Annotated in this window: 16 protein-coding genes and 1 pseudogene; 6 read left to right on the top strand and 11 right to left on the bottom strand. The window is 69.6% G+C overall.

The window, feature by feature from the left end; translation table 11 throughout:
• Window positions 1–35: 35 nt before the first annotated feature.
• Window positions 36–1,940, top strand: coding sequence for an MFS transporter (locus ACIA1L_RS06865; RefSeq protein ID WP_396071541.1), 1,905 nt, complete (start codon window positions 36–38; stop codon window positions 1,938–1,940).
• On the opposite strand, the gene ACIA1L_RS06860 is transcribed toward ACIA1L_RS06865, so the two are convergent.
• Complete coding sequence (locus ACIA1L_RS06860) at window positions 1,899–3,455, bottom strand: methyl-accepting chemotaxis protein (protein WP_396071540.1); 1,557 nt, start codon at window positions 3,453–3,455, stop codon at window positions 1,899–1,901. The two genes, ACIA1L_RS06865 and ACIA1L_RS06860, sit on opposite strands and share 42 nt — an antisense overlap.
• Before the next feature lie 234 nt (window positions 3,456–3,689).
• On the opposite strand from ACIA1L_RS06860, the gene ACIA1L_RS06855 reads away from it, so the two are divergent.
• Window positions 3,690–5,309, top strand: a complete 1,620-nt coding sequence (locus ACIA1L_RS06855) for a methyl-accepting chemotaxis protein (RefSeq protein ID WP_396071539.1) — start codon at window positions 3,690–3,692, stop codon at window positions 5,307–5,309.
• A 4-nt stretch (window positions 5,310–5,313) separates the two neighbouring features.
• Here the strand turns inward: ACIA1L_RS06855 and ACIA1L_RS06850 are convergent, their stop codons facing one another.
• Window positions 5,314–5,811 (bottom strand): hypothetical protein, encoded by a 498-nt coding sequence (locus tag ACIA1L_RS06850; protein ID WP_396071538.1) that lies wholly within the window; start codon window positions 5,809–5,811, stop codon window positions 5,314–5,316.
• On the bottom strand, window positions 5,801–6,970 hold the full coding sequence (locus ACIA1L_RS06845) for a sensor histidine kinase (protein WP_396071537.1): 1,170 nt from the start codon (window positions 6,968–6,970) through the stop codon (window positions 5,801–5,803). The genes ACIA1L_RS06850 and ACIA1L_RS06845 overlap by 11 nt, the downstream gene beginning before the upstream one ends.
• A 197-nt stretch (window positions 6,971–7,167) precedes the next feature.
• Between ACIA1L_RS06845 and ACIA1L_RS06840 the strand changes: the two genes are divergently transcribed.
• Window positions 7,168–8,274 carry a neprosin family prolyl endopeptidase gene (locus ACIA1L_RS06840; RefSeq protein ID WP_396071536.1) on the top strand — a complete coding sequence of 369 codons (1,107 nt, stop codon included), beginning with the start codon at window positions 7,168–7,170 and terminating at the stop codon, window positions 8,272–8,274.
• A 1-nt stretch (window position 8,275) separates the two neighbouring features.
• Here ACIA1L_RS06840 and ACIA1L_RS06835 read toward each other — a convergent pair whose 3' ends face one another.
• The 8 genes and pseudogenes from ACIA1L_RS06835 to ACIA1L_RS06800 all read right to left on the bottom strand — a co-directional run.
• Window positions 8,276–9,235 (bottom strand): hypothetical protein, encoded by a 960-nt coding sequence (locus ACIA1L_RS06835; RefSeq protein ID WP_396071535.1) that lies wholly within the window; start codon window positions 9,233–9,235, stop codon window positions 8,276–8,278.
• Entirely contained in the window at window positions 9,232–10,788 is a 1,557-nt protein-coding gene (locus tag ACIA1L_RS06830; protein ID WP_396071534.1) for an OmpL47-type beta-barrel domain-containing protein, read from the bottom strand. Before ACIA1L_RS06830 ends, ACIA1L_RS06835 begins: the two co-directional genes overlap by 4 nt.
• Window positions 10,788–14,696 (bottom strand): ThuA domain-containing protein, encoded by a 3,909-nt coding sequence (locus tag ACIA1L_RS06825; protein ID WP_396071533.1) that lies wholly within the window; start codon window positions 14,694–14,696, stop codon window positions 10,788–10,790. Before ACIA1L_RS06825 ends, ACIA1L_RS06830 begins: the two co-directional genes overlap by 1 nt.
• Before the next feature lie 11 nt (window positions 14,697–14,707).
• Window positions 14,708–15,694: a multicopper oxidase domain-containing protein gene (locus ACIA1L_RS06820; RefSeq protein ID WP_396071532.1), complete on the bottom strand. Its 987-nt coding sequence runs from the start codon at window positions 15,692–15,694 to the stop codon at window positions 14,708–14,710.
• A 72-nt stretch (window positions 15,695–15,766) separates the two neighbouring features.
• Complete coding sequence (gene nhaA, locus ACIA1L_RS06815; RefSeq protein ID WP_396071531.1) at window positions 15,767–17,032, bottom strand: Na+/H+ antiporter NhaA; 1,266 nt, start codon at window positions 17,030–17,032, stop codon at window positions 15,767–15,769.
• 80 nt (window positions 17,033–17,112) lie between these two features.
• Entirely contained in the window at window positions 17,113–18,063 is a 951-nt protein-coding gene (locus ACIA1L_RS06810; protein ID WP_396071530.1) for a 26S proteasome regulatory subunit RPN10, read from the bottom strand.
• Entirely contained in the window at window positions 18,060–19,073 is a 1,014-nt protein-coding gene (locus ACIA1L_RS06805) for a DUF58 domain-containing protein (RefSeq protein WP_396071529.1), read from the bottom strand. The genes ACIA1L_RS06810 and ACIA1L_RS06805 overlap by 4 nt, the downstream gene beginning before the upstream one ends.
• A 466-nt stretch (window positions 19,074–19,539) precedes the next feature.
• Window positions 19,540–20,634: pseudogene (locus ACIA1L_RS06800) on the bottom strand (AAA family ATPase); the annotation flags it as partial.
• A gap of 309 nt (window positions 20,635–20,943) precedes the next feature.
• Between ACIA1L_RS06800 and ACIA1L_RS06795 the strand changes: the two are divergent.
• Genes ACIA1L_RS06795 through ACIA1L_RS06785 form a run of 3 tightly spaced genes read left to right on the top strand, consistent with a single transcriptional unit; the run spans window position 20,944 to window position 23,175 of the window.
• Complete coding sequence (locus ACIA1L_RS06795) at window positions 20,944–21,150, top strand: hypothetical protein (protein WP_396071528.1); 207 nt, start codon at window positions 20,944–20,946, stop codon at window positions 21,148–21,150.
• Window positions 21,151–21,160: 10 nt separating this feature from the next.
• Window positions 21,161–21,703: a PH domain-containing protein gene (locus tag ACIA1L_RS06790; protein WP_396071527.1), complete on the top strand. Its 543-nt coding sequence runs from the start codon at window positions 21,161–21,163 to the stop codon at window positions 21,701–21,703.
• The gene (locus tag ACIA1L_RS06785) at window positions 21,700–23,175 is read left to right on the top strand and encodes a PH domain-containing protein (RefSeq protein ID WP_396071526.1); all 1,476 of its coding nucleotides are present in this window, start codon (window positions 21,700–21,702) and stop codon (window positions 23,173–23,175) included. Before ACIA1L_RS06790 ends, ACIA1L_RS06785 begins: the two co-directional genes overlap by 4 nt.
• Window positions 23,176–23,186: the final 11 nt, after the last annotated feature.

The raw sequence follows: 23,186 nt of genomic DNA, 5'->3' as shown, positions 1-23,186 counted from the left end.
GGTGATGTGGATCACACCTAGGCGAGGGGGTCGCCATGACCGCTACGGCATCGGAGTCCATCCCGGCGGGTAGCACCCCAGCCGAACGTCGGCCGCTGATGAGCGGCACCGCCCTGCTGATGATGAACCTTGGCTTCTTCGGGGTGCAGTTCAGCTTCGGCCTCACCCAGTCGGCGGTGAACCCACTCTTCCTGCTGATCGGTGCCGATCCCGACCAACTGCCCATCCTCAACCTCGCCGGACCGGTCACCGGCCTGATCATCCAGCCGCTGATCGGCGCGATCAGCGACCGCACCTGGCATCCCCGCTGGGGCCGCCGACGCCCGTTCATCACGGCCGGAGCGCTGCTCTGCGCGGTGATCCTGTTCCTGTTCCCCTTCGTCGGCATCCTCTGGCTGGCCGTGATCTGCTTCTGGCTGCTCGACGCCGGCAACAACACGTCGATGGAGCCGTACCGGGCGTTCATCTCCGACCGGCTGCCGAAATCCCAGCTGGCCCGCGGCTTCCTCACCCAGAGCATGTTCACCGGCGCGGGCGCGGTGCTTGCCAACCTGTCGCTGTTCATCCTGCAGAAGGTCTCGGCCCTGCAGCAGGAAGCCGGCAACGGCGTGCCCTACTGGATGTACGTCTGCTTCATGATCGGCACGGTGTGCATCCTGCTCACCGTCCTCACCGCCATGGCCCGCACCAAAGAGCTGACTCCGTCCGACGAGGACCTGGCGGAGATGCGGAACGCGCCGAAGGGCCTGCATCACGCGGTCGCCGAGATCGCCGACGCGGTCCGGACGATGCCGGTCGCCATGCACAAGATCGGCGTCGTGTTCCTCTTCCAGTGGTACGCGATGTTCATCTACTGGCAGTTCCTCGCCGTCAGCCTCGGCGAGACGGTGTTCGGCGCCAACCCGGAGGACGGCGGGCCGGCCTGGGACGCCGCGATCGGGTGGAGCGGCCTGCAGAACGCCGCGTACAACTTCGTCACCATGGTCTCCGCACTGTTCCTGGTCGGCTTCGCCCGCCGGATCGGGGCCAAGCGGGTGCATGCGGTCGCGCTGGGTCTGGCCGCGTTGTCGCTGGTGTGGCTCGCCCGGATCGACAATCAGTACGCCGCTCTCGTACCGATGATCGGCGTGGGCATCTTCTGGGCCAGCGCGGTCGGCGTGCCGTACCTGATGGTCGCCAGCATGGTGCCGGCCAAGCGCACCGGTGTCTACATGGGCATCCTGAACATGATGATCGTGGTGCCCATGCTGATCCAGACGGTCACCTTCGGCTGGATCTACGAGCATTGGCTGGACGCCAAGGGCAGCAACGCGATCCTGCTGGCCGGCGTCCTGCTCGGCATCGGCGCCATCGCCATGCTGTGGGTGAACCCGCCCGACGAGGCCGACGAGTCGCCGATCGTGCCGCTCGGCGGCAAGCGCAGCATCACCGTCTACGACCGCGTCGTCGTCGGCTCGGACGGCACCCCGACCAGCCTGTACGCGGTGGACCGGGCCGCCGAGGTGGCCCAGGCCGCGCAAGCAAGGCTGGTCGTCGTCACCGCGTACCGCGACGGTGAACCCACCGACACTGCGGAAAGCGCGCACCGCGATGTGTACGGCGTCGACGCCGCACGCGCAGCCTTGGCCAGGTCGGTCACCGGCCTCACCCAGGAGCGGGTCCGCTACATCGAGCAACGGCTGGTCGCCGGCGACCCCGCCCAGGCCCTGCTCGACACGGTCGGCGCCAACCCGGCGAACCTGATCGTCGTCGGCAACCGTGGCCTGGGCGCCAGCGAGGGACAACTCCTCGGCTCAGTGCCGGCCGGCGTGGTCCGCCACGCGGTCTGCGACGTCCTGGTGGTGCAGACCTCGGCGCTGGACGAGGACCGGCTCTTCCACCAGCCCGCTAACGGATCGTCAGACGGAGAAGCGTTGCACGATCCGCCGCAGGTCCACTGACATTTCGGCGAGCTGCCCGGCAGCCCGGTTCGCCTCGCCGACGCCGACGGTGGTGAGCTGCACCGAGGACGCGACGTCGGTGATCGTCGAGGCGACCTCGCCGCCGGCGGTCGCCGCCTCGGCAACGCTGCGGCTCATCTCGCTGGTCGTCACGCTCTGCTCCTCCACCGCGGAAGCGATGGTTGTCTGGAACTCGCTGATCCGCGCGATGATCTCGCTGATCTCCTCGATCGCGGTGACCGCGCCTGTGGTGTCGGACTGGATCGCGGCGACCCGGCGGCCGATGTCCTCGGTGGCCTTGGCGGTCTCCTGGGCCAGATCCTTGACCTCGGAGGCCACCACGGCGAAGCCCTTGCCGGCTTCCCCGGCCCGGGCCGCCTCGATCGTCGCGTTCAGCGCCAGCAGGTTGGTCTGCTCGGCGATCGCAGTGATGACCTTGACGACGTTGCCGATCTCCATCGAGGACTCACCGAGCTTCGCCATCACGCCGGTGGTAGCCGCGGTGACATCCACCGCCCGGGATGCCACCCCAGCGGCCTGCGTGGCGCTCTCGCCGATCTCGCGGATCGAGGCACCCATCTCCTCGGCGCCGGCGGCCACTGTCTGAATATTCGTCGACATGAGGGCCGCGGAAGCCGCCACCGACCCGGCCTGACGCGCACCGGCTTCCGCTCCCGCCGAGCTCTCCCGGCTGGTCCGGGCCAGCGAGTCCGCGGCCGTACCCAGCTCGGTCGAATGCCGGGCCAGATCACCGACCGCCGAACGCAGGGTGGTCATCGCCCGGCGCAGGCTGTTCGCCATCTGCCCGAGCTCGTCACGCTGGTCGACCTTCGCGTCCCGGGTCAGGTCACCGTCGGCCATCGCGTCCAGCACACCGGACACCTCCCGCAGCGGCACGAGGATCATCCGGGCCACCACCAGCGCCAGGACGACCGCGAGTGCGACGGCGACCACCAACGAGCCCGCGACCACCGTACGGATGGTGTTCACCGTGGAATCGAAGTCGCGCCCGGCCACCAGGGCATCGCTAGACCGCTTGATCTCCTCGCCCAGCACCGTCTCGTACGTTTTCCGCAGGTCCCGGTTGGGGCCCATCGCCGCGGTGACAGCAGCCTTCGGATCGTTCTCGTAGGTGGCGAACTCGGCCTGCACCGCGGTGAACCAGGCATCCGTCGCCTTCTGGATCTTGTCCACGGTGGCCTGCTCGCTGCTGCTACCCAGTCCGCGCGCGGTTGCGAGACCCGCGTCGACCGCCTTCTTGCGGCCCAACGCCTCGTCGCGGAACTTCACGTCCCCGGCAATGAAGTAGCCCCGCTCGTCGTTGGCGGCAGCCTTGGCGGCCAGCGCGGCGGCGTTCAGACTCGTGATGTACGGCACGGCCCGCTGCAACTCGTGCTCGCGGGTGCTCTGCAAGCCGCCGATGCCGACCAGGCTGATCACTCCGGTGAGCACCGTTCCCGCGACGGCGACGCTCGCCACGGCCAGGATCTTCGCCGACACGCGGCGGTCTCGCATCCAGCTTCCAGCCCGCACGGCTGCCCCGCTCTCGTATTGAGGCCGGATCCGAGCGCCCGGCAAAGACTGAGATCGGCGGCACGGAGCGGGCTCGTTACCAAGTTCACCGAATGTTAAACCCGCCTCTTTCACCGCCGCGGGTGATTGGCGCAACTGCCGCCGGCCTCAGTTGACGGTCGGACAGGCCGATCTGAGAGACGCACACTGTTTGTCTTTTGAGGGGAAACACCGCACATGCGTCGGCGCCTGAGGAACCTGTCCGTCGGCTCTCGGCTGGGCGTCGCGTTCCTCGCCGTCTGTGTCCTCATGCTCGGCGTGGCCGGCGCCGGCCTCTGGGGCGCCCAGCGCCAGTCGTCGCTGCAGGCCGAGATGGTCCGCCTCAATGACCTGGTCAAGCAGGTTACGCAGCTGCGGTTGCTGGACAACGACATCAATGGCTGGCAGGCGTACGTCTACGCCGAGTACATCGAGTGGGGCGTCGACTACCTGGACGCCGACAACCCCGACACCAGCCGCGCGGGACTGCTGCGGAGCAAGCAGGAGGTGGTGGACCTGCTCGGGGCGATTCCCCCGGGAGACCTCACCGCTGCGGAGCGCGCCGAGGTGGCGAACCTGCGCAAGCTGTTCGACAACTATTTCGCCGAGGACACCAAGTTCGTCGCGGAGATGGCCAAGAACACCGAGGCGGGTCGGGCGAAAGCCTGGGACATGCTCTACGCGGAGCTCACCGATTCCTGGCAGCTGCTCCTCGACTCCACCGAGAAGGTCATCTCCTCGGTCACCGCCCGAGCTGAGGAGATCACCAAACAGGTCCAGGCGGTCACCAAGCTGGTCTACATCGTCATCGGAGTCGTGGCGGCCCTGGCCGTGCTCGCCGCGCTGCTGCTCAGCCGGTTGGTGACCCGCTCGGTGGTCCGGCCGCTGCGCCGATGCATCCGCGTGTTGGAGCAGATCGGACTGGGCAACCTCACCGCCCGGACCGGCCTGGACGCCCTCGACGAGACGGGACAGCTCGGCAAGTCCGTTGACGAGACCGGCGAGGCCCTGCACCGCACCGTACGGGCGCTCGGCGACAGTGCCACCGCGCTGGCCGACGCGTCCGCACGACTCACCGCCACCAGTGACCGGCTTTCCGCTGACGCCACCGACGCGGCCGCCCAGGCCGGGACCGCTTCCGCCGCCGCCGACGAGGTCTCCGGCAACGTGCAGGCAGTCGCCGCCGGCGCCGAGGAAATGGGCGCCGCCATCGCCGAAATCGCCCGCAGCGCCACCGCCGCGGCCGGCGCCGCGGCTTCGGCCGTGGACGTCGTCTCCGTCACCGACAGCACGATGCGCCGGCTCGGCGAGTCGTCCGCCCGGATCGGGGCGGTGGTGGAGCTGATCACCAGCATCGCCGAGCAGACGAACCTGCTGGCCCTCAACGCCACCATCGAGTCGGCCCGTGCCGGCGAGGCCGGCAAAGGCTTCGCCGTCGTCGCCGGCGAGGTCAAGGAGCTGGCCCAGGAGACCGCCCGAGCCACCGCCGACATCATCGCCCAGGTCAACGCCATCCAGACCGACACCGGCGCCGCGGTGGAAGGCATCGAGCGGATCGGCGCTGTCGTGGGTGAGATCAACACCCAGCAGGTGACCATCGCCGCCGCCGTCGAGGAACAGACCGTCACCAGCGCCGAAATGAGCCGCGGCATCACCGAGGCCGCCCGGGGCAGCAACGAGATCGCCGCCGCAGCCGACGCCGTCGCCGGCGTCACCGGCCGGACCAGGTCCGAGGTCGAAGAGGCCCGTGGCGCGGCCGACGAACTGGCCCGCATGTCCGCCGACCTGCACCAGCTGGTCAGCCACTTCCGCTACTGAACGATCAGCCGTGGGCCAGCAGTTCCAAGCCGACCACGGCGGCGGCCAGGGCGACTTCTGCCAGCAGCACGATGCCTTTCTGCCAGAGCGGCAGCCGGACCCGACGCACGGCCAGGTAGCCGATGACGCCCAGGGAGACTACGAGGGCCGTGGTGGAGGCGCGTAGCGCCCGGTCCGCGGGCCAGGTCTCCGCAAGCGCCAGGCCGAGGAACAGCAGCGGTAGCCCGAGGACGGTCGCGGCACCGAAACTGACCCGGACCATGCGCTGAACTTCCGGTCGGGCCGGCAATGCAGCATGCACCGCGATATGCGACACGACGTCCGCGACGAACACTGCAAGCAGCGTGCCAGTCACGGCGATCAGCAGCGTCTTCACCGCCTCCTCAGCGGTGGCTTCGTGCGACCGCAACGCGAGCACCACCGCGAGGGCGGTGAACGTGATGTAGACCCGTTCCTTCAGCCGTTCGGCCCGCTCCGCCGTCGCGCCATGCTCATTGGTCACCGTCCGAGACTAGAGGGATCGACGGCAGGGTGACGACCATGACGGCACCCGGGTCGCCCGACTCGTAATGCGCTTCACCCCCGTGCGCCTGGGCAAGCTGGCGGACGATCCACAGCCCCAGACCAACGCCTTCCTTGTCGCCCGCACCGAAACGGGTGAACAGCCGAGCCTGCAACTCCACCGACACGCCCGGACCATGGTCGCGGACCGCAATCCGATCGGTGCTGCCGTCGCTGGTGACAGTCACGATCACCGGCGGCTTGCCGTAACGCAGTGCGTTTCCCACCAGGTTGACAACGATCTGTTCGAACCGCTCCGGATCCACGCACATCATCAGCTCGTGCGGGACGTCGATCCGGACATCAGCCGAACTGAGGTACGTCATAGCCGCACAGACCGCCTCCCGCGCCGGCGTGGGCTGCCGCTCCAGCTGCAGATGACCGGTGGTGTCGATGCGATTCAGGTCGAGCAGCCCGGTGGCGAGCCGGTCGATCCGAGCGGTCTGCCGCAGAGCCGCATCGAGCATCCGCGCGGTCTGTCCGGTCGCCTCCTCCCGCACCTCCTCGAGCGTCATCTGTACGGTCGTCAGCGGCGACCGTACGTCGTGCGCCAGCGTGCCGATCATCGCGGCCCGCCAGCGTTCGATCCGAGCCAACCGCTCGCGGTCATCGCGCAGATGCCGCGCCTGCGACTCGATGAGCAGCGCGACGGCCAGCGCGACGGGAAGCAGGATCACGGCACTGCCGAGAATCTCCGGCGGCTGGTGGGTGACGACCAGCGGCACGACGTACGCCGCCGCCGCGGGAGCGAGCAGTGCCAGCAGGATCTTCCGCGAGAAGTGCAGCGCCGCCCAGGCGTAGAGCAGCACCAGGAACGGACCCGTGCCGGTGGCGACACCGCCGAACGCCCACGTGGAGAACCCGAGCACCACAAAGCCGGGCAGCGCGAGAAGCGCCACCCGCTGCCGAGGCCACCGGCGCCACGGCAGGAACCACGTCGAGATCGCCAGCACGAAGTCGGCGGCGGATACGAGCAGCAGATCCCTCGCACGCATCGGGTCGTTGAGGATGCCCAGCAGAGCGAGCCCACCGGCTAGTGCGAAGAGCGCAGCAGACTGCCGGGCGGCGGCGCGGGGCCGCACCCGGAACAGGCGTTGCATCGGTAAACGACTGATAGCTGCAGGATATATGCGGTATTTCCCCCGTAACCAGCCTCACTGGGTTAAACCACGAGTCTCCCGGTGATCCACTACCTCAACCGTTCAGCTCGAATGCGTCAGGCGCCCCCGCCGAATGCATCGAAGTCGTTATATGGTCACCGTCGCTTCCGCATCCGCCTCCGGTTAAGGACGGACCCGTGTCAAATCCCCGCCGCGGCTGGCTGGCCGCAGGCCTCATCACCGCCGTCGCTGTCTCCTCAGCTGCCGGCTGGAACGCGTCCGCGCACGCCGATGAAATTCCCAGGCTTCCGGCAGCCGCCGAGGCCGAACCGACACCGCCGGCTCTGCCGTCGGGCGAGCGGCCCACCACGTTGAAACTCGCTCCGGCCGGGTCGACCAGCGCCGAGATCGCGGCACTCGACGCGGACGCCGCGCCGGCCGATGCTGACACATCTCCCGAGCCCAAGCCGGTATACGCACCCAAGGGCCGTGCACCGCTGGCCGACCTCCAATCGTCGCCGTTTCCGTCCCCACCGCGGGCGTTGTCCGCCGCACCCTTGGACGGGCGTTACCACTATGCGGGCGGCCGGAGGATTCGCTTCAAGGACAACAATCCCGACACTCCCGACGAGCCGAACTTCATAAGTTCCTATGCATATCTACCCATCTCCAAGCCGGAGCTGGCTGCTGCGGACGAGCACACCTTGACCGAGATCTCGATGCAGACCGCCGACGGGAAACAAATCGTTGAGGTCGGCTGGACCGTCGACCGCAGGGTGAACGGCGACGACGACCCGCATCTGTTCGTTTTCCACTGGGTGGACGGCAAACCGACCTGTTACAACGGCTGCGGGTTCGTGCCCGAAAGCAACGCGTCGATCAAGCCTGGAGCCACCCTGCCAATCGGCACGAGCATGCGCTTCGGCATCATGTATTCCGCGGGAAACTGGTGGATTTTCTATGGCGGAGAATGGATCGGCCGCTTCCCAGACACGTTGTGGGGGGCGACACAATTCAACCAGGCGGAGGCCGTGCAGTGGTTCGGCGAGGTAGTCACTGCCACCGAGCAAAGCTGCACCGACATGGGCAACGGCAAGCTCGCGGAGGACAGCGCGGCGTCGGAGATCAACAGAATCCAAGCCACCTTTGTGGGGCCGGCGAATCCGCCGCAGCCCACAAGACCGAACCCGCAGATCTTCCCTCAGCCCGAGGAGGGCGAGCCGAAGCCCGCATACACCGCCGTGCGGCTGAACAGTTCGTCGTTCCGCTACGGCGGCGGGGGCACCGGCCCCTGCACGTCCTAGCTCACAGACGCGCGTCCCCGGCCGCCCGAGCCTCCCTGGCGGCCGCGGATCGTCGCGACTCGGCGCGACGATCTTTCCTGGCGCTGCGGTGCTCACCAGCCGCGCTGCCGGTCCGCAGAGCGGTTGCGGTGTGGTCGCCGGTGATGCCGCCGCGGATGCGGTTGTTGGTGGCGACCCGGGCCACCGGGTCGTTGGCGGTCAAAGTCAGGCGACCGTCGATGATGGTGTCGTCGACCCAGACGCCGCCGGCGGTGTTCGTGATGTCGATGTCGCGGCCCCAGTAGCCACCCGAGGCGCAACTGTCGAGCAGACCACCAGGGCCGATCTGCACGCCTTGGAGATTGCCGGCGAAGGTGGCGCGCCCGCGGACTGCGCTGCCGCACACGACACTGCCGGTGGCGCTGTTCAGCACCGACAGCGTGCCGTCCACGAAGGAGTCGTGTACGTCCGTGTAGTACGTCCCGGAGCTGCTCAGATTGCCGGTGACCTGGGTGGTCTTGTCGAGGCGCACCTCGCCGGCACTGGCGGTGACGTTGCCTTCGATGGTGGCACCTTCGGTGAACAGGAAGCTGTCGATCGTGGTGGATCCTTTGGCGCGTACGGTGACCGCCCCGCTTCGGGCGTCGCGGAGGAAGGCGCCGTACGCGCCGGAGGCTAGCTCGATCCCGCCGGCGACAGTGGTGTCGGAGGCATCAAGGTAACCATCAGCGGCGACGTGGATGTCACCGCTGAACCGGCCGCCGGTCACCACGAGGTTGGCGCCCGCGGCGACGCTGATGTTGCCCGTCACCGTCGTGCCGGTCAGGGCGCAGGACTCCCCCGCCGGAACCAGCAGATCGTTGGGTACGGTCACCGCCCCACCGGTCCCCACGCAATGGGTGACGAGCCCCGCCCGGGCCGGCTGCACGTTCACCAGCGCTGTAAGGACGACAACGGTCAGCGTGGCGGCGGTACGTCTCATCGCGCTACTCCTCGGTGGGTTGCCGGGTCCGGGCGGGGCGCCGCCCGAACGTTTCCGATGTCCGAGCGGGCCGCTGTTCGGACGATGACGCCCTGTTGCCGTGGGGTGAGCAGCCCGGCGGCGACGAGTGGTCCGGTGACTGCCTCGACGTGCCGGACAAAGGTGCCGTGGTCGGGGTAGCCGGCCTGTTCCGCGATCAGGTCGTTGATCGTGCACCCGTTGCCGGTGTCTTTGTTGGCGACGCCGGTGTCCTCGGTCCCGATGATGACCGTGGCTCGGGTGTCCGAGCCGGGGCAGGTGTCCGAGCCGGATGGCACGACCGTGAAGGAGACCGTGGCCGCTGCGGCGGTGTTGCCCGCCGTGTCGGTGGCCCGATAGCGGACGGTATGGGCACCCGCTATGGCGACGATCACCGGCGCGCTGTAGGTCGCCCAGGCGCCGTCGTCGACGGCGTACTGGATGGTCGCGACTCCTGATCCGGAATCGGTGGCGGTGACCGTGACGGTGGCCCGGCCGACGTAGGCACCGCTGGCATCTTGCTCCCCCGTCACCGCTGCGGAGGTTTGTGGGGGTGTGGTGTCTTCGATGGGTGGCGTGACGATGGTGAAGGAGACCATGCGCTCGGCCGACGTGTTGCCGGCGGCGTCGGTGGCGCGGAAGTGCACCATGTGCGTTCCCACAATGTCGACCACCACCGGGGTCGTGTAGATCCGGAACGGCCCGCCGTCGAGGTTGTACTCCACGCTGGAGACGCCGGAGTCTTCGTCCGATGCGGCGATGATGACGGTTGCTGTGCCCAGGAATTGCCCGGCTGGATTGCGGGTGCCGGAGACCTCGGCCGTGGCTAGCGGGGGCGTGGTGTCCTGGTGCGGGGGCGCGACGATGCGGAAGGTCGCCGAGCCGGTGTCGCTGATGTTGCCCGCCCGGTCCTTGGCGCGGTAGCGGAGCACGTGGTCGCCGGTGGCGCTGACCTCGACCGGGCCCGGATACGGCATGAAACCCCCGGAGTCGAGCTGGTAATCCACAGTGTCCACTCCGGACGCGGCATCCGTGGCCGTTACCGTCACGGTGGCCTTGCCGAGGTATTCGCCGGCGGGGTTGCGTTCCCCCGCTATCGAGGCTGAGACGGTTGGCGCGGTGGTGTCTGGCTCGGTGCTGCCGGTGACGATCAGTTCGCCGGTCATTTCCGCGTGGCCGGGTAGCGCGCAGAAGTAGCGGTAGCGGCCGGGGGTGAGGGTGATCGTCGCCTGGTGCCGACCGTTGTTGGCGTCGAACGGGCTGGCCAGGATGTTCAGCGTGACGTCGTGGTTGTAGCCGGGTGTGGTGGTGTCGAAGGTGAGGGTGTGTGGCATACCGGTGACGTTCCCGGTCGCCGCACTGTTCTCGAAGACGATGGTGGTGGTGCCGGCTGCGGTGGTGGTGGGCGCCGACTTGTAGCGGGTGATGTCGTCGTCTGCGGTCCAGGTGAGGGTCGCGGCTGCGAGCGCGGGCTCGGGCGCGACCAGGCTTCCCGCCAGCAGCAGGAGCAGGCTGAGGAATACCCGACGGAGCATCAGAGCTCCCGCACCCGGATGTCGCGGAACTCCATCAGGTCGGCGGCTCCGTGATTCTGCAAGCCTAGATAGCCCTCGGTGAACTGCCGAAGATCGGTCGGCGGATCGCCGGCCCGGGACGACGCTTTGCCGGGCAGATTGTCGAACTCGTTGAGCACCACGCCGTCGCGCAGGATGGTGTAGTGCTGGCCGACGACCCGGACTTCGTAGTCGCTCCACTGGTTCTTCGGCACCGTTCCGGCGGTCGGCACGAGATCGAAGTTGTAGATCGAGCCGGTCTTCTGCGGTTCACCGATCGCACCGTCGAAGAGCTGGATCTCGTGGCCGCAATAGATTGCCACCCAGGCGGCGGAGGTGCGGGCCGATCCCACGGTGCCGCAGCTTCCTGGTGGGCGCTGGTCGAGGGGGATGCGTGGATCGGGGAAGCGGACGAAAACGCCGCTGTTGGACCGGGTCGCTCCCGGTGCCACGTCACGGAAGCGCAGCTTCAGGGAGAAGTCGGCGAACGGGCGCCGGGCGTAGAAGAGCATGCCGAGGCCGCCGCCGGTGCGCAGCGAGCCGTCCGGCTGAATGGTGAAAGCGCCGGGACCTGCCTGTTGCCAGGCGAGCAACGATTCCGCGGTGCCGTCGAAGAGCGACTCGTAGCCGGTATGGCCGGGCCGCCCGATCGGCGAGCCTGCCGCCGAGCGGGTCAGCGAACCGGACTCGCGACCGCTGAGCAGACCGCCGGCGTGCAGCCGGTCGGCGGTGGCGGAGACGTGCCGGACGAAGCTGTCATGGTCCGGCCAGGCGCCCTCGTCGTCGATCAGGTCGTTCACCGTGCAACCGCCGCCGGCTGCTTTGTTGGGCACACCGGTGTCCGACTCCCCCATCCACACGGTCCCGCGACTGTCGGAGGTCGCGCACCCGACGGCTACCGCGAGTGCGGTCGTCGCCGTCTCGCCGTCCGCGTAGGTGGTCGTCAGCTTCGCCTGGAAGGTGCCCGTCGTCGCGTACACATGCCGTGGGTTGGTGTCGGTCGACGTGGTGCCGTCGCCGAATTCCCAGCGGTGAGTCACCCCACCGGACCGCGCGCCGCTGAAAGCGACGGTCAAAGGCTTGTTGTGTACGGCCACCGACGACGCCGCGGGCACAGGGGTGGCGGGTCCGCCGCGGTAGGTGATGCGGAGCAGTTTCTGGTTGGGGTGCAACGTGAAGAAGCCGCCGCCGTAGTCGAGCAGGTAGAGCGCGCCGTCCGGGCCGAACTTGGCGTCCATCCAGCTCTGCAGCTTCGTGTCGCCGTTGCCGCCCGGGATGATCGCCCGCAGTGATTCGCCGAACAGTGGCGGTTTCTGCTGCGGCACCCCGGCCGGGTCGACGGTGACCGCGACCCGGTTCTGCGGGTTCGACTGGTCGCCGATCAACCACTTGTCGTTCCAGTACGCCGGCCACGCCACGCCGCTCGCGGTGTTCACCAGCTCCCGGTGGTAGGTCGGCCCGGACATGATGGCCTGCCCACCGCCGCGCAGGTACGGCTGGGTGTATGTCGCCTCGGCGTTGACGTAGCTGGGCAGGCCGCTGCCGTCCGTCCGGGTGGGGAAGACCGGCCCGCCGCCGCCCGGCGAGTACCAGATCATGTTGTCGCGGGCGGGCGGGATGCCGACCCGGCCGGTGTTGCGGGGCGAGGTGTTGGTCAGGTCGTCGCAGTCGTACCAGCCGGTGAGCACGGACGCGTCGGTGTTGCTGCGGTCGCGGTACGGCTGCCGGTTACCCATGCAGTACGGCCAGCCCTGGTTGCCCGCCGAAGTGATGATCGTGGCGGTCTCGTATTTGGCCGGGCCGAGCGCGGGGCTGGGTAGTGCCGCATCCGGTCCGACCCACCCGGAGGTGAGCCACTTGTGCACCGGGTCGACGGCGAGCCGGGCGATGTTGCGTACGCCCATGACGTAAATTTCCGGCCGGGTTTTCGCGGTGCCCGGCGGGAACAGGTTGCCGGCCGGGATCGTGTACGTGCCGTCCGGCTCGGGGTGAATGCGGATGATCTTCCCGGCCAGATCGTTGGTGTTGCCCGAGGTGCGCCGAGCGTCCTGGAAGGACACACCCTTGTACTCGGCGGTCCAGTTGTTTCCCGAGTAGCCGCCCGAGCCCTCGGACGAGTTGTTGTCGCCCGAGCCGACGTAGAGGTTGCCCGCGTCGTCGAAGGCCATGCCGCCACCGGCGTGGCAGCAGCTGTGGATCTGCACTCCGAACGTCAGCAGGTCCTTACGGGTGGCCTGGTCGATGGTCGCGGTCTGCCGGTCGTAGGTGAACCGGGAGATGGTCCGCTGCCCGATCCGGTTCTCCCGGTCGATCGATTCGTGCGGCATCCAGTAGACGTAGAGCCAGCCGTTGGTGGCGAAGGCGGGGTCGGGGACGATGCCGAGCAGACCCTCCTCGTTCTTCACCAGTTCCGAGCCGCTGCCGCGGTTGCCCATCACCCGCAGGGTGGTGAGCAGCTTGACCCGCTTGCTCCCCGGGTCGTACGCGTGGATCGTGCCGCAGCCCAGGCCCACGTTCGGATCCGACCAGTCGACGACCGGCCCGGTGGGGCAGGCGCCCTTGCCGACGTAGAACACCGTGCCGTCCGGCGCGATGGTGAGCCCGTGCGGTTCGCCGATCTGGTCGAGCTGGCCGGGCTGGTTGGCGGCGGTGAGCCGCTCGACCTGGTAGTTGGCGGCGATGGTGGCCTGGCAGTCGCCGCGTTGCAGGCCGCTGGTCCAGCGCAGCGCTCCGGTGAGGTGGCTGCGGAAGGCGGGCTCGGCGTACCCGGCTTCGGTGTGGCCCATGCCGGTGTAGAAGGAGCGGCCGCCGTCGTAGTCGCGGCACCACGAGACCGGGTGGAACGGGCCGTTGGCGCCAGGACCCGGGTCGTAGAAGCGCTCCTCGACCTGGGCGAGGGTGTGCACCGTACCGATCGGGTTGGGGTCCCAGTTGACCCAGCGGTCGGCGCGGCGCAGCGTCGGTGGCAGTGCCCCGGTCGCGGGATGCTGCCGGTCGAGGACGTCCACGACGGCCTCGCGAACTGCCGGGGGCGGCGGCGTGGTCACGGATCCGGTGGACAACCGCAGGTCGGCGAGCTGAGTGAACGGTTCCCCGGCATTCGCGGTGATCGACAGCCGGTAGTGCGCGAAGGCGCGCGGCTCGGCGACTTCGAACCGGCGGGTCTGGAACCGGTCCGGGAACGTCTGCCCGGTACGCCGATCGACGTCTGTCCACGTTGCACCGTCTGCGGAGACCTGCAACGTCCAGTCCGCGGGGTCCCGGCCGGGAGCGTCGTTTGCCGAGGTGAGGGCGTAGCCGCTGATCGCCTTCGGGGTGCTGAGCTCGTACGTGATCCAGGCGGTCGGGGTGCGTGCGAGCCATTTGGTGTTCGCGTCGCCGTCGGTCAGCTTCTCTTTGGTCTCGTTCGGCGGGTTCTCGGCGTTGGCGCCGACCCGTGCGACCGGTTCCGCCGTGGGGATGCTGCCAGCGGGTCGGGTGCCGATCAGGCCGGTGAACCACGCGGAGTCGAGCTGGGCCTGGGCCGCGTCCCCGATGCCGAGGAACCCCCCGCCGGCGTTGATGTAGCCCGCCAGCACCGCCTCCTGCTCGCGGGTCAGGGCAGCGTTGGTGGCCGAGAGAAACACCACCGCCCGGTACGCCGCGAGGCCGGCCGCGGTGAATACCGCCGGGTCGCTCGACCGGGTTACTGCCACGTCGTCCGCTGCCGCCAGGTCCGCAATGGTCTGCGCGGCGCGTTCGACGGGGTCTTGCTGGTCCGCCGCCGGCCCGTGGAAGACGAGCACCCGCAGCGGTTCCGGCGCTGGGGCTGCTTGCGCGGCGACGACCGGGGCCGAACTCACCAGCAGCGCGGCGATGGCGGCCGCAACGAGGCCGATCCGATGTCTCATCCCAGCACCCTTCAGTGATGCGTTCTGTGGGCGTGTCCGTGGAAGCGATGGATGGCGTCCTGTGCGCCGGGCGGCATGCTGCCGTCCGCCTCGCGAACCAGGAACAGGCCCGCCATGCCGCCGTCGGAGTGGAACTGGACGTGGCAGTGGTACATCCAGACGCCTGGGCCGACACCCAGCCCGGCCACCACCTGGAAGCCGAACGAGCCGCCCGGGTTGAGGTCCTTCGTGTCGATGACTGCACTGGGGTCGGCGGGACCTTCGAGCAAACCGGTCCGGTTGTCGGCCCACCGGTGGGCGTGCAGGTGGAAGGTGTGGAACGTGCCGCCGTGGCCGATGGCGATCCACTCGACCCGTTGGCCGAGGTTCGCCTCGAACATCGGTGTCGCGGGCGCGGTCCGATTGTTGATCATCATGTCGTTGAACACGACGGTGAACTGCTTCTCGGGCAGGAGGTCGCCGCGCCGGCGGACGATCAGCGCGCCGTACAGGCCTTTGGCGAGGCCGCCGGTGCCGTGGTCCGTACCCATCGCATGGTCGTGGTAGTGCCAGTAGCCGGCGCTGCCGGGCAGGAAGCGACGGCCCTCGGCGGCGGTCATCTCGCGGGAGCGCCACACGTAGGTGCGAGTCTCGCCCGGGGCGTTGAACGACGCGTTGAGCGGGCTGCCGTCGGAGTCGGTGCTGTAGTCGACGCCGTGCGGGTGGATGGACAGGCGTTTGTCGGTGCGGTTCACCAGGGTCACCTCGAGGGTGTCGCCCTCCCACATCTCCAACACCGGCCCGGGTATGGTCGCCTGCCCTGGCGCCAGCCCGTAGCCGTACAGCCCGCCGGGCAGCGCCTCGGCGTAGACGGTGATCTGGCGGGTCACGCCCGCGGCGGCATCGGCGGGCTGCCCGGCGAGAGCGACGCCCGCGGCGACGGCGGGCACGGACAGGCTCACTGCCCCGGCGGTCAGGACGGACCGACGCGACAACCCGGTGACAACGTTGTCGGGCATACGGTCTCCCCGGATCGGCACCTACAGCTATAGATGGCAATCTATGCGTGCCGCTGGCCGAAGTAAAGCACTTCAGCGCTGGTACACGTCCGGCACTCCGTCACCGTCCGCGTCCACCTGCTCCTGCTCGTGCAGCCGCCGGTAGGTCCGGTTCCGGAAACGCAGCAGCGCGGTCGCCAGCACCGCCGCGGCGAGCGATCCCGCCAGCACCGCCACCTTCACGTGCCCATCCCGGTCCGAACCGGCTCCGAAGGCCAGCTCGCCGATCAGCAGGGACACCGTGAAACCGATCCCGCCCAGGACGGACAGGCCGAGGACATCCACCCAGGCGAGCCCAGCGTCGATCTTCGCCCGGGTGAACCGGGCCGTCAGCCACGTCGCCAACGTGATGCCGATCGGCTTACCCACGACCAGGCCCAGCACGACGCCGATCGCGACCGGGTCACTCAGTGCCGCGCCGAGACCATCGAGCCCGCCGATCGTCACCCCGGCCGACATCAGGGCGAAGACCGGCACCGCAAACCCGGCGGACAACGGCCGGAACCGGTGCTCGAAATGCTCGGCCAAGCCCGGCCCGGCGTCACCGTCCCGGCGCAGCACCGGCACCGCGAACCCCAGCAGCACACCGGCAACCGTGGCATGCACCCCGGACGCGTGCACCAGCGCCCACGCGGCGAAGGCCAGTGGCAACAGCAGCCACCACGACCGGACGCGTCGCTGCACCAGCAGCGTGAAGAGTCCCAGCGGCACCAACGCGCCGAGCAGCGGCAGCACCGACAGACCCGCGGTGTAGAAGACGGCGATGATCACGATCGCGAACAGGTCGTCGACCACCGCGAGCGTGAGCAGAAACGTGCGCAGTGCCGTGGGCAGGTAACGGCCGATGACCGCCAGCACGGCCAACGCGAAGGCGATGTCGGTCGCGGTCGGAATCGCCCAGCCGCGCAACGCCCCGCCGAGATTCACCACGGTGTAGCAGAGCGCAGGCACGATGACGCCGCCGGCCGCGGCCACCACCGGCACCGCCGCTCGACGCGGGTCACGCAGGTCGCCGGCGACGAACTCCCGCTTGAGCTCCAGACCGGCGACGAAGAAGAAGATCGCCAGCAGGCCGTCCGCCGCCCAGGTCGCCAACGGAAGGTCGAGATGCAGAGCGGCCGGGCCGATCCGGTAGCCGAGCAGCGCGTGATAGCCGTCCGACCACGGCGAATTCGCCCAAACGAGGGCAATCAGCGCCCCGGCGAGTAGCAGCGCCCCGCCGATCGTCTCCTTGCGCAGCACGTCCGCGATCCGGCGCGCCTCCGGCCAGGTACCACGGCCGAACAGGACAGAATTCATGCGGCGCTCCGTTTTCCGGGGTCGGTCGAGTCATTGCCGACCAGACTTCCCGGCGCACCGCCCGCCAGCCTACCTGGCGATCACGGCAGGCGAGACGTCCACAGCAAGCTCAGCAGGGCCGCCGCGAGACCGAGCAGCAGTGCGACACCGGCGTACCACTGGGTGACTTCCTCCGGCTGCACCCGGTGCCCGATCGAGCTGCCCATGTCCTCGTAGACCTGCTTCAGCTCACTGACCGACGCGGCCTCGTAGAAATAGCCCTTCGTCTTCTCCGCCAGCTGCTGCAACGACAACCGATCCACGGGTACGCGCTGGAGCACGCCCCGAATGTCGACGATGCCGGTGTCGGTGCCGAACGCAATCGTCGACACCGGTACGTTCGCCGCCGACGCCGCGGTCGCCGCATCCTCCACCGACCGACCCGACGTGCGGTACCCGTCGGAGAGCAGCACGATCCGCGCCGGCGGCACCCCGTCCGCCCCGTCCGCCGGCACCGACCGGATCGCCTCCAGCGAGGTGAACACCGCCTCACCCGTCGCCGTCGCCTCCGCCAACGTCAGCCCGTCGATGCCCGCGATCACCGCCGCCCGGTCTTTCGTCGGCGACACCAGCACATTCGCGGCCTTGGCAAACGACACCAGACCCAGGTTGTACGTCGGCGGCAGCTCCTGCACGAACGCCTTCGCCGCCTCCTGCGCCGCCTCGATCCGGTTCGGCGCGACGTCGTCAGCCTCCATCGACAGCGACACGTCGATCGCCAGCATGACCGTGGCCCGTTCCAGCGGCTCCTCCCGGTCCACCGAAGGCCGGGCCATCGCCAGGGCCAGCAGGAACAGGCTCAGCAACGACGCCCCGGCGGCCACATGCCGGCGCCAGCCCAGGCCCTTCGGCGCCAGCGTCCGCAACAGGTCCACGTTGGTGAACTTCATCGCGTAGTGGCGCTTGCGGAACTGCCGCCACACGTAGACACCGACCACCGCGAGGACGGGCAGCACGGCCAGCAGCCACCACGGCTGCAAGAAACGGATCATCGGGTGGTCCCCCGGGTACGAGCGTGTCGTTGGGCCGCCACGAAGCGAACCATGTCCAGCAACCAGTCGGAATCGGTACGCAGTCTCAAGTGGGCCGCCCCCGCCGCCCGCAACGCCCGGGCGATGTCGCCGCGCTGCTGCCCGGCCGCCTCGGCGTACCGGGCGCGCAATGCGGGGTCGCCGGTCTGCACCTCGTGCAGCGCGCCGGTCTCCGGGTCGGCGAGCGTCAGCACACCGACGTCCGGCAGCTCCAGCTCGCGCGGGTCGACCACCTCGATCGCCAGCACGTCGTGGCGGACGGCGAGCTTACGCACCGGCCGCGACCAGCCATCCACCGGCGCCAGGAAGTCGGACACCACCACGGCCACACCCCGCCGGCGCGGCGGCCGGTTCAGCAGGTCGATCAGCTCACCCAGATCGGTGCGTCCCGGCTTGATTTCCGTACGCGCGATCGCCCGCAACAGCCCCTGCGCCTCCTTGCGCCCCGGGCGAGCCGGCATCCGCACGATCGGAGCCGCCGCCGGCACCACCGGCTCGGATTTCTTGCGCCGCCACGGGAACCCACCCCGGCGTTCCTCGGCCACCTGCCCGGCGCCGGTGCCCACGACCGCTCCGATCCGGTTACCGCCCCGCACGGTCAGGTGCGCCATCGCGGTCGCCGCCGCCAGCACCAGGTCACGTTTGAGGCAGCGGGCGGTGCCGAAGTCCAGACTCGCCGACAGGTCCAGCGCCATCCACGTCTCCAGCTCGCGGTCGGCGACCGTACGCCGGACGTGCGGCAGCGTGGTCCGGGCAGTGACCGGCCAGTCCATCCGGCGCACATCGTCGCCGGGACGGTATTCGCGGCTCTCCCCGGCCTCGCTGCCGGGACCGGGCAGCAGGCCCGCGTAGTCGCCCTGCAGAAGTCCATCGAGCTTGCGGGTGACCAGCAGCTGCAGCCGAGACAGAACGGCCTCGGCCCGGGCCGTGCCGGAGCCGGCGACCGGCGGCGGAAGGTCGGCAGTCGTCACCAGCGGACCGTCACTGCTGGCCCGGCCACGACTGCGTCGGGTGGTGCGGATCCTTCGGATCCCTCGAGCCCTTCGGGTCCTGCACCTGCTCCTGCGACGCTGCTGGTGGGGCACTCTGCGGCGCGTTCTGCGACGCTGTTGGTGAAGCGCTCTGCGGCCCGTTCTGCGGCGCTGCTGACGGAGCGCTCTGCGGCTGCTGCGCGCCAAAGGCTGGCCCGCCGAACGCGGCGGTACCCGGCGCCGGCGCGCCGCCGAAGGCACCGCCCGGGGTGCCGCCGGCTGCACCGCCGAAGGCCGCGCCACCTGGCACCGCGCCGAGAGCTGGGTTGCCGCTGGGCACGCCGCCGTAGGCCGGGCCGCCCGGCACTGCGCCGAATGCGGGGTTGCCACCGGGCGCACCGCCGTAGGCCGGGCCGCCGCCATACGCCTGGCCGCCGCTGCCGTAAGCCGGGCCGCCGCCATAGGCTGGGCCGCCACTCGCCGGGACCGGGATGCCGGAGGCGGGATGGTGGCTGGTCCCGCCCGCATCCTGGCGGGATGCAACCGATGGCGCCGGCACGCACGACATGATCCGGGCGACGATGTGGTCCGCCGGGATGTCGTCAGCCAACGCGTCGTAGCTCAGCACCAGCCGGTGCCGCAGAATGTCCGGCGCGATGTCCTGCACGTCCTGCGGCAGGGCGTAGTCACGGCCGCGCAACAGTGCCAACGCCCGGGTGGCGCGCACGATGCCCAGCGAAGCGCGCGGGCTGGCACCGTACTGAATCAGCTGGGCGACGTCGGGCATCCCGTGCTGCGCCGGCGCCCGGGTGGCTAACACCAGCCGTACGGTGTAGTCGACCAGCGCGTTGTGCACGAAGACCTGGTCGGCGCGGCGCTGCAGTCCGAGCAGGTCGTCGGCGCTGAAGATCTGTTTGGGTTCGGGTGCGCTAACGCCCATCCGGTAGACGATCTCGCGTTCTTCGGCGTCCGTCGGGTAGCCCACGACGATCTTCATGAGGAAGCGGTCCCGCTGGGCTTCCGGCAGCGGGTAGACGCCCTCCTGCTCGATGGGGTTCTGCGTAGCCATCACCAGGAACGGGTCGGGCACCCGGTGGCTCTCGCCGCCGATCGACACCTGATGCTCGGCCATGACCTCGAGCAGCGCCGACTGCACCTTGGCCGGGGCCCGGTTGATCTCGTCGGCGAGCAGGAAGTTGACGAACACCGGGCCGAGCTCGACGTCGAACTTCTCGCTGGACTGCCGGTAGATCCGGGTGCCGACGATGTCGGCGGGCACCAGGTCGGGGGTGAACTGCACCCGGGAGAAGGAGCCGCCGACCACCCGGGCCAGCGTCTCCACCGCGAGGGTCTTGGCCACGCCGGGCACGCCTTCGAGCAGGCAATGTCCCCGGGCGAGCAGCGCGACGAACATCCGTTCGACCATCCGGTCCTGCCCGACGATGACCCGTTTGACCTCGAACATGGCGCGTTCGAGCTGGGTGGCGTCCTGCGCGGGTGGCACCGGGTTCGCCGCCTGGGCCGCGCTGGTCGTGCCCTCGGGCGTGGTCGGGTCGGCCACCGGTCCTCCAACAACGTTTCGCACTTCGCGGACGGCGTCGGCACGGACGCCGACGTTCAAGACTTACACGACCAGCGGCGAACCGGTCCGCCGGAGCCGCATTACGCGCCGACCGCAAGGGTACGGACCTGTCGATCTTTCTGCGCGATACGCACGGACGGGCACGCCCAGCGGGTAGACGGCAGCCGGGATGACCGGTGTAACATTCACCGCGTCGCCGGGCGACTTCCCCCGTGGTCGCCCGGCGCTCTAACTCCCCTCCCGAACTCCCCTCCCGAACTCCCCTCCCGCAGTCGCTAGGCTTCGGGTGTGGTTGAGGAGCTAGCCCCCCAATGTTCCGCTAAGGGTTGCCGCGCGGGCGCCGAGTGGGAGCTGCGCTGGAACAACCCCAAGTTGCATACCCCGGAATACCGCAAGACCTGGCTCGCCTGCGCCGAGCACCGGCAGACCCTCGGCGATTTTCTGGATGCCCGGCGCTTTCTGCGCGAGGTGACCGAGTTCCGCCCCACCGCCTAGGCTTTCAGACGTGACCGAGCCGAGCGCACCCCGTACGGACCCTGTTGGCACCGCGCCCGGCCAGGTTGACGCGCTGGAGCCCTGGCCGGACACGGTCGAGTGGCGTCCGGTCTCGCCGAAGCTGGTCACAGTGGAACTCATCGGCCTCTACTCCTGGATCGTCGTCCTGCTGGCCGGGTTCGGCATCGCCTGGGTGCTCACCGGACATTGGACGTGGCCCACGGCCATGGCAGCGGTCCTGGTGCTGGCGGTCTGGCGCTCGTTCGTCGCCGTCCGCGCCGTCCGCGCCTGGGGTTATGCCGAGCGCGACAACGACCTGCTGGTCCGGCACGGCCTGGTGGTCCGCCGGCTCTCCATCGTTCCGTACGCCCGCATGCAGTTCGTCGACGTCACGGCCGGGCCGCTCGAAGGGGCGTTCGGCCTGTCCACGGTCCAGTTGCACACCGCCTCGGCGGCGAGCGACGCCAAGGTTCCGGGACTGCCCCCGGAGGAGGCAGCCCGGCTGCGCGACCGGCTGACCGCGCTCGGCGAAGACCGGGCCGAGGGCTTGTGACCACCCCCGACGCCCCGCGCCCACACTCGGCCCCGCAACCAGCCCCCGCGGAAGTCACACCCCCAGGAGGCGGAGAGGTCGCGCAGGGAGGCGGGGATGAGCCGCGCAGGCGCCTGCACCCGCTCAGTCCGCTGCTGCACGGGGCGAAGTCCCTCGCGGTCATCGTGGCCGCGCTGAGCTGGCAGACCTTGTCGCAGGTGGGTCTGGAGACGTTTGCCCTGGTCGTGGCCGTGCTCGCCGTCGGGGCTGTGGTGTTCTCGGTGATCGGCTGGCTGAACACCGGCTACCACGTCGTTGCCCGCGAGTTGCGCATCCAGGATGGCCTGCTGTGGCGCCGCAACCGGGCCATCCCGCTGGACCGGTTGCAGGCCGTCGAGGTGCGCCGCCCGCTCCTGGCCCAGCTCACCGGCCTGGCCGAACTGCGCCTCGAAGTGGTCGGCGGCGGCAAGACGGAGGCTCCGCTGGCCTACCTGACGGTTCGGGAGGCGACCGCGCTCCGTGAACGCCTGCTCGCCCTTGCCGGCCCCGCGCCGGGAGCGGTGGCCGGGCCGGCAACCGAGGCACCCGCCGAACGGCCGCTCTTCCGCGTCGCCAATAAGGATCTCCTGCTCAGTCAGCTCCTGACGCCGCAGGCGTTCTTCCTGCCGGTCGGCGTCGCTTTCGTGATCATGCAGTTCGTGCTCGAGGGCACGTGGACCTTCATCGGCATCGCGAGCACGATGACCGCGATGGCCGGTGTGGTCCTCCAGCCGATCCGCCGGGTGCTCCAGGACTGGAATTTCCGGTTGTCACGCGATCCGGCCGACCGACTTTCGGTCCAGTTCGGCTTGGTGGAGACCCGCAACCAGATCGTGCCCTTGCACCGGGTCCAGACCATCGGCGTGACCTGGCCGCTGCTGTGGCGGGCGAAGCGCTGGTTGCATCTGCGGCTCGACATCGCCGGGTACGCCGGCCCGCAAGCCGGCGACGCGAAGAGCTCCGACCGCCTGCTGCCGGTCGGCGACTTCGAAACCGGCCGGTGGCTGGTCTTCCAGGCGCTGCCCGGCGTCGACCTCGCCACCCTGTCCACCCTGCCGCCCCCGCCGCGGGCGCGCTGGCTGCACCCGTTCGGGCTGCGCTACCTCGGCATTGGCCTGACGTCCGAGGTCTTCGTGGCCCGCTCAGGCCTGCTCACCCGCGAGATGACCCTGGTGCCGTACGCCCGCCTGCAGAGCGTCCGGGTCGTCCAGGGTCCGGTGCAGCGGCGGCTCGGGCTGGCGACCGTCTACGCGGATACCGCGGGCGGTCGGTCCGGCGTCGCCGAGGACCGCGACCTGGCCGAAGCCTGGTGGCTCGCCGAGCAACTGACCCTCCGGGCGCGGGCAGCCCGCGGTCCGGCACCGCTCGCCGCCGGCGACTCCATCGCCGCAGCCGCCGCCGTCACGGCCACGACGACGGACACGGGCCTGGAACGGTCGGCGACCGACAGCTGAGGATGCGTCGT

This window comes from Actinoplanes sp. NPDC051859 (assembly GCF_044452725.1).
Classification (GTDB): domain Bacteria; phylum Actinomycetota; class Actinomycetes; order Mycobacteriales; family Micromonosporaceae; genus Actinoplanes.
This window is presented reverse-complemented; position numbering and strand designations above follow the sequence as displayed.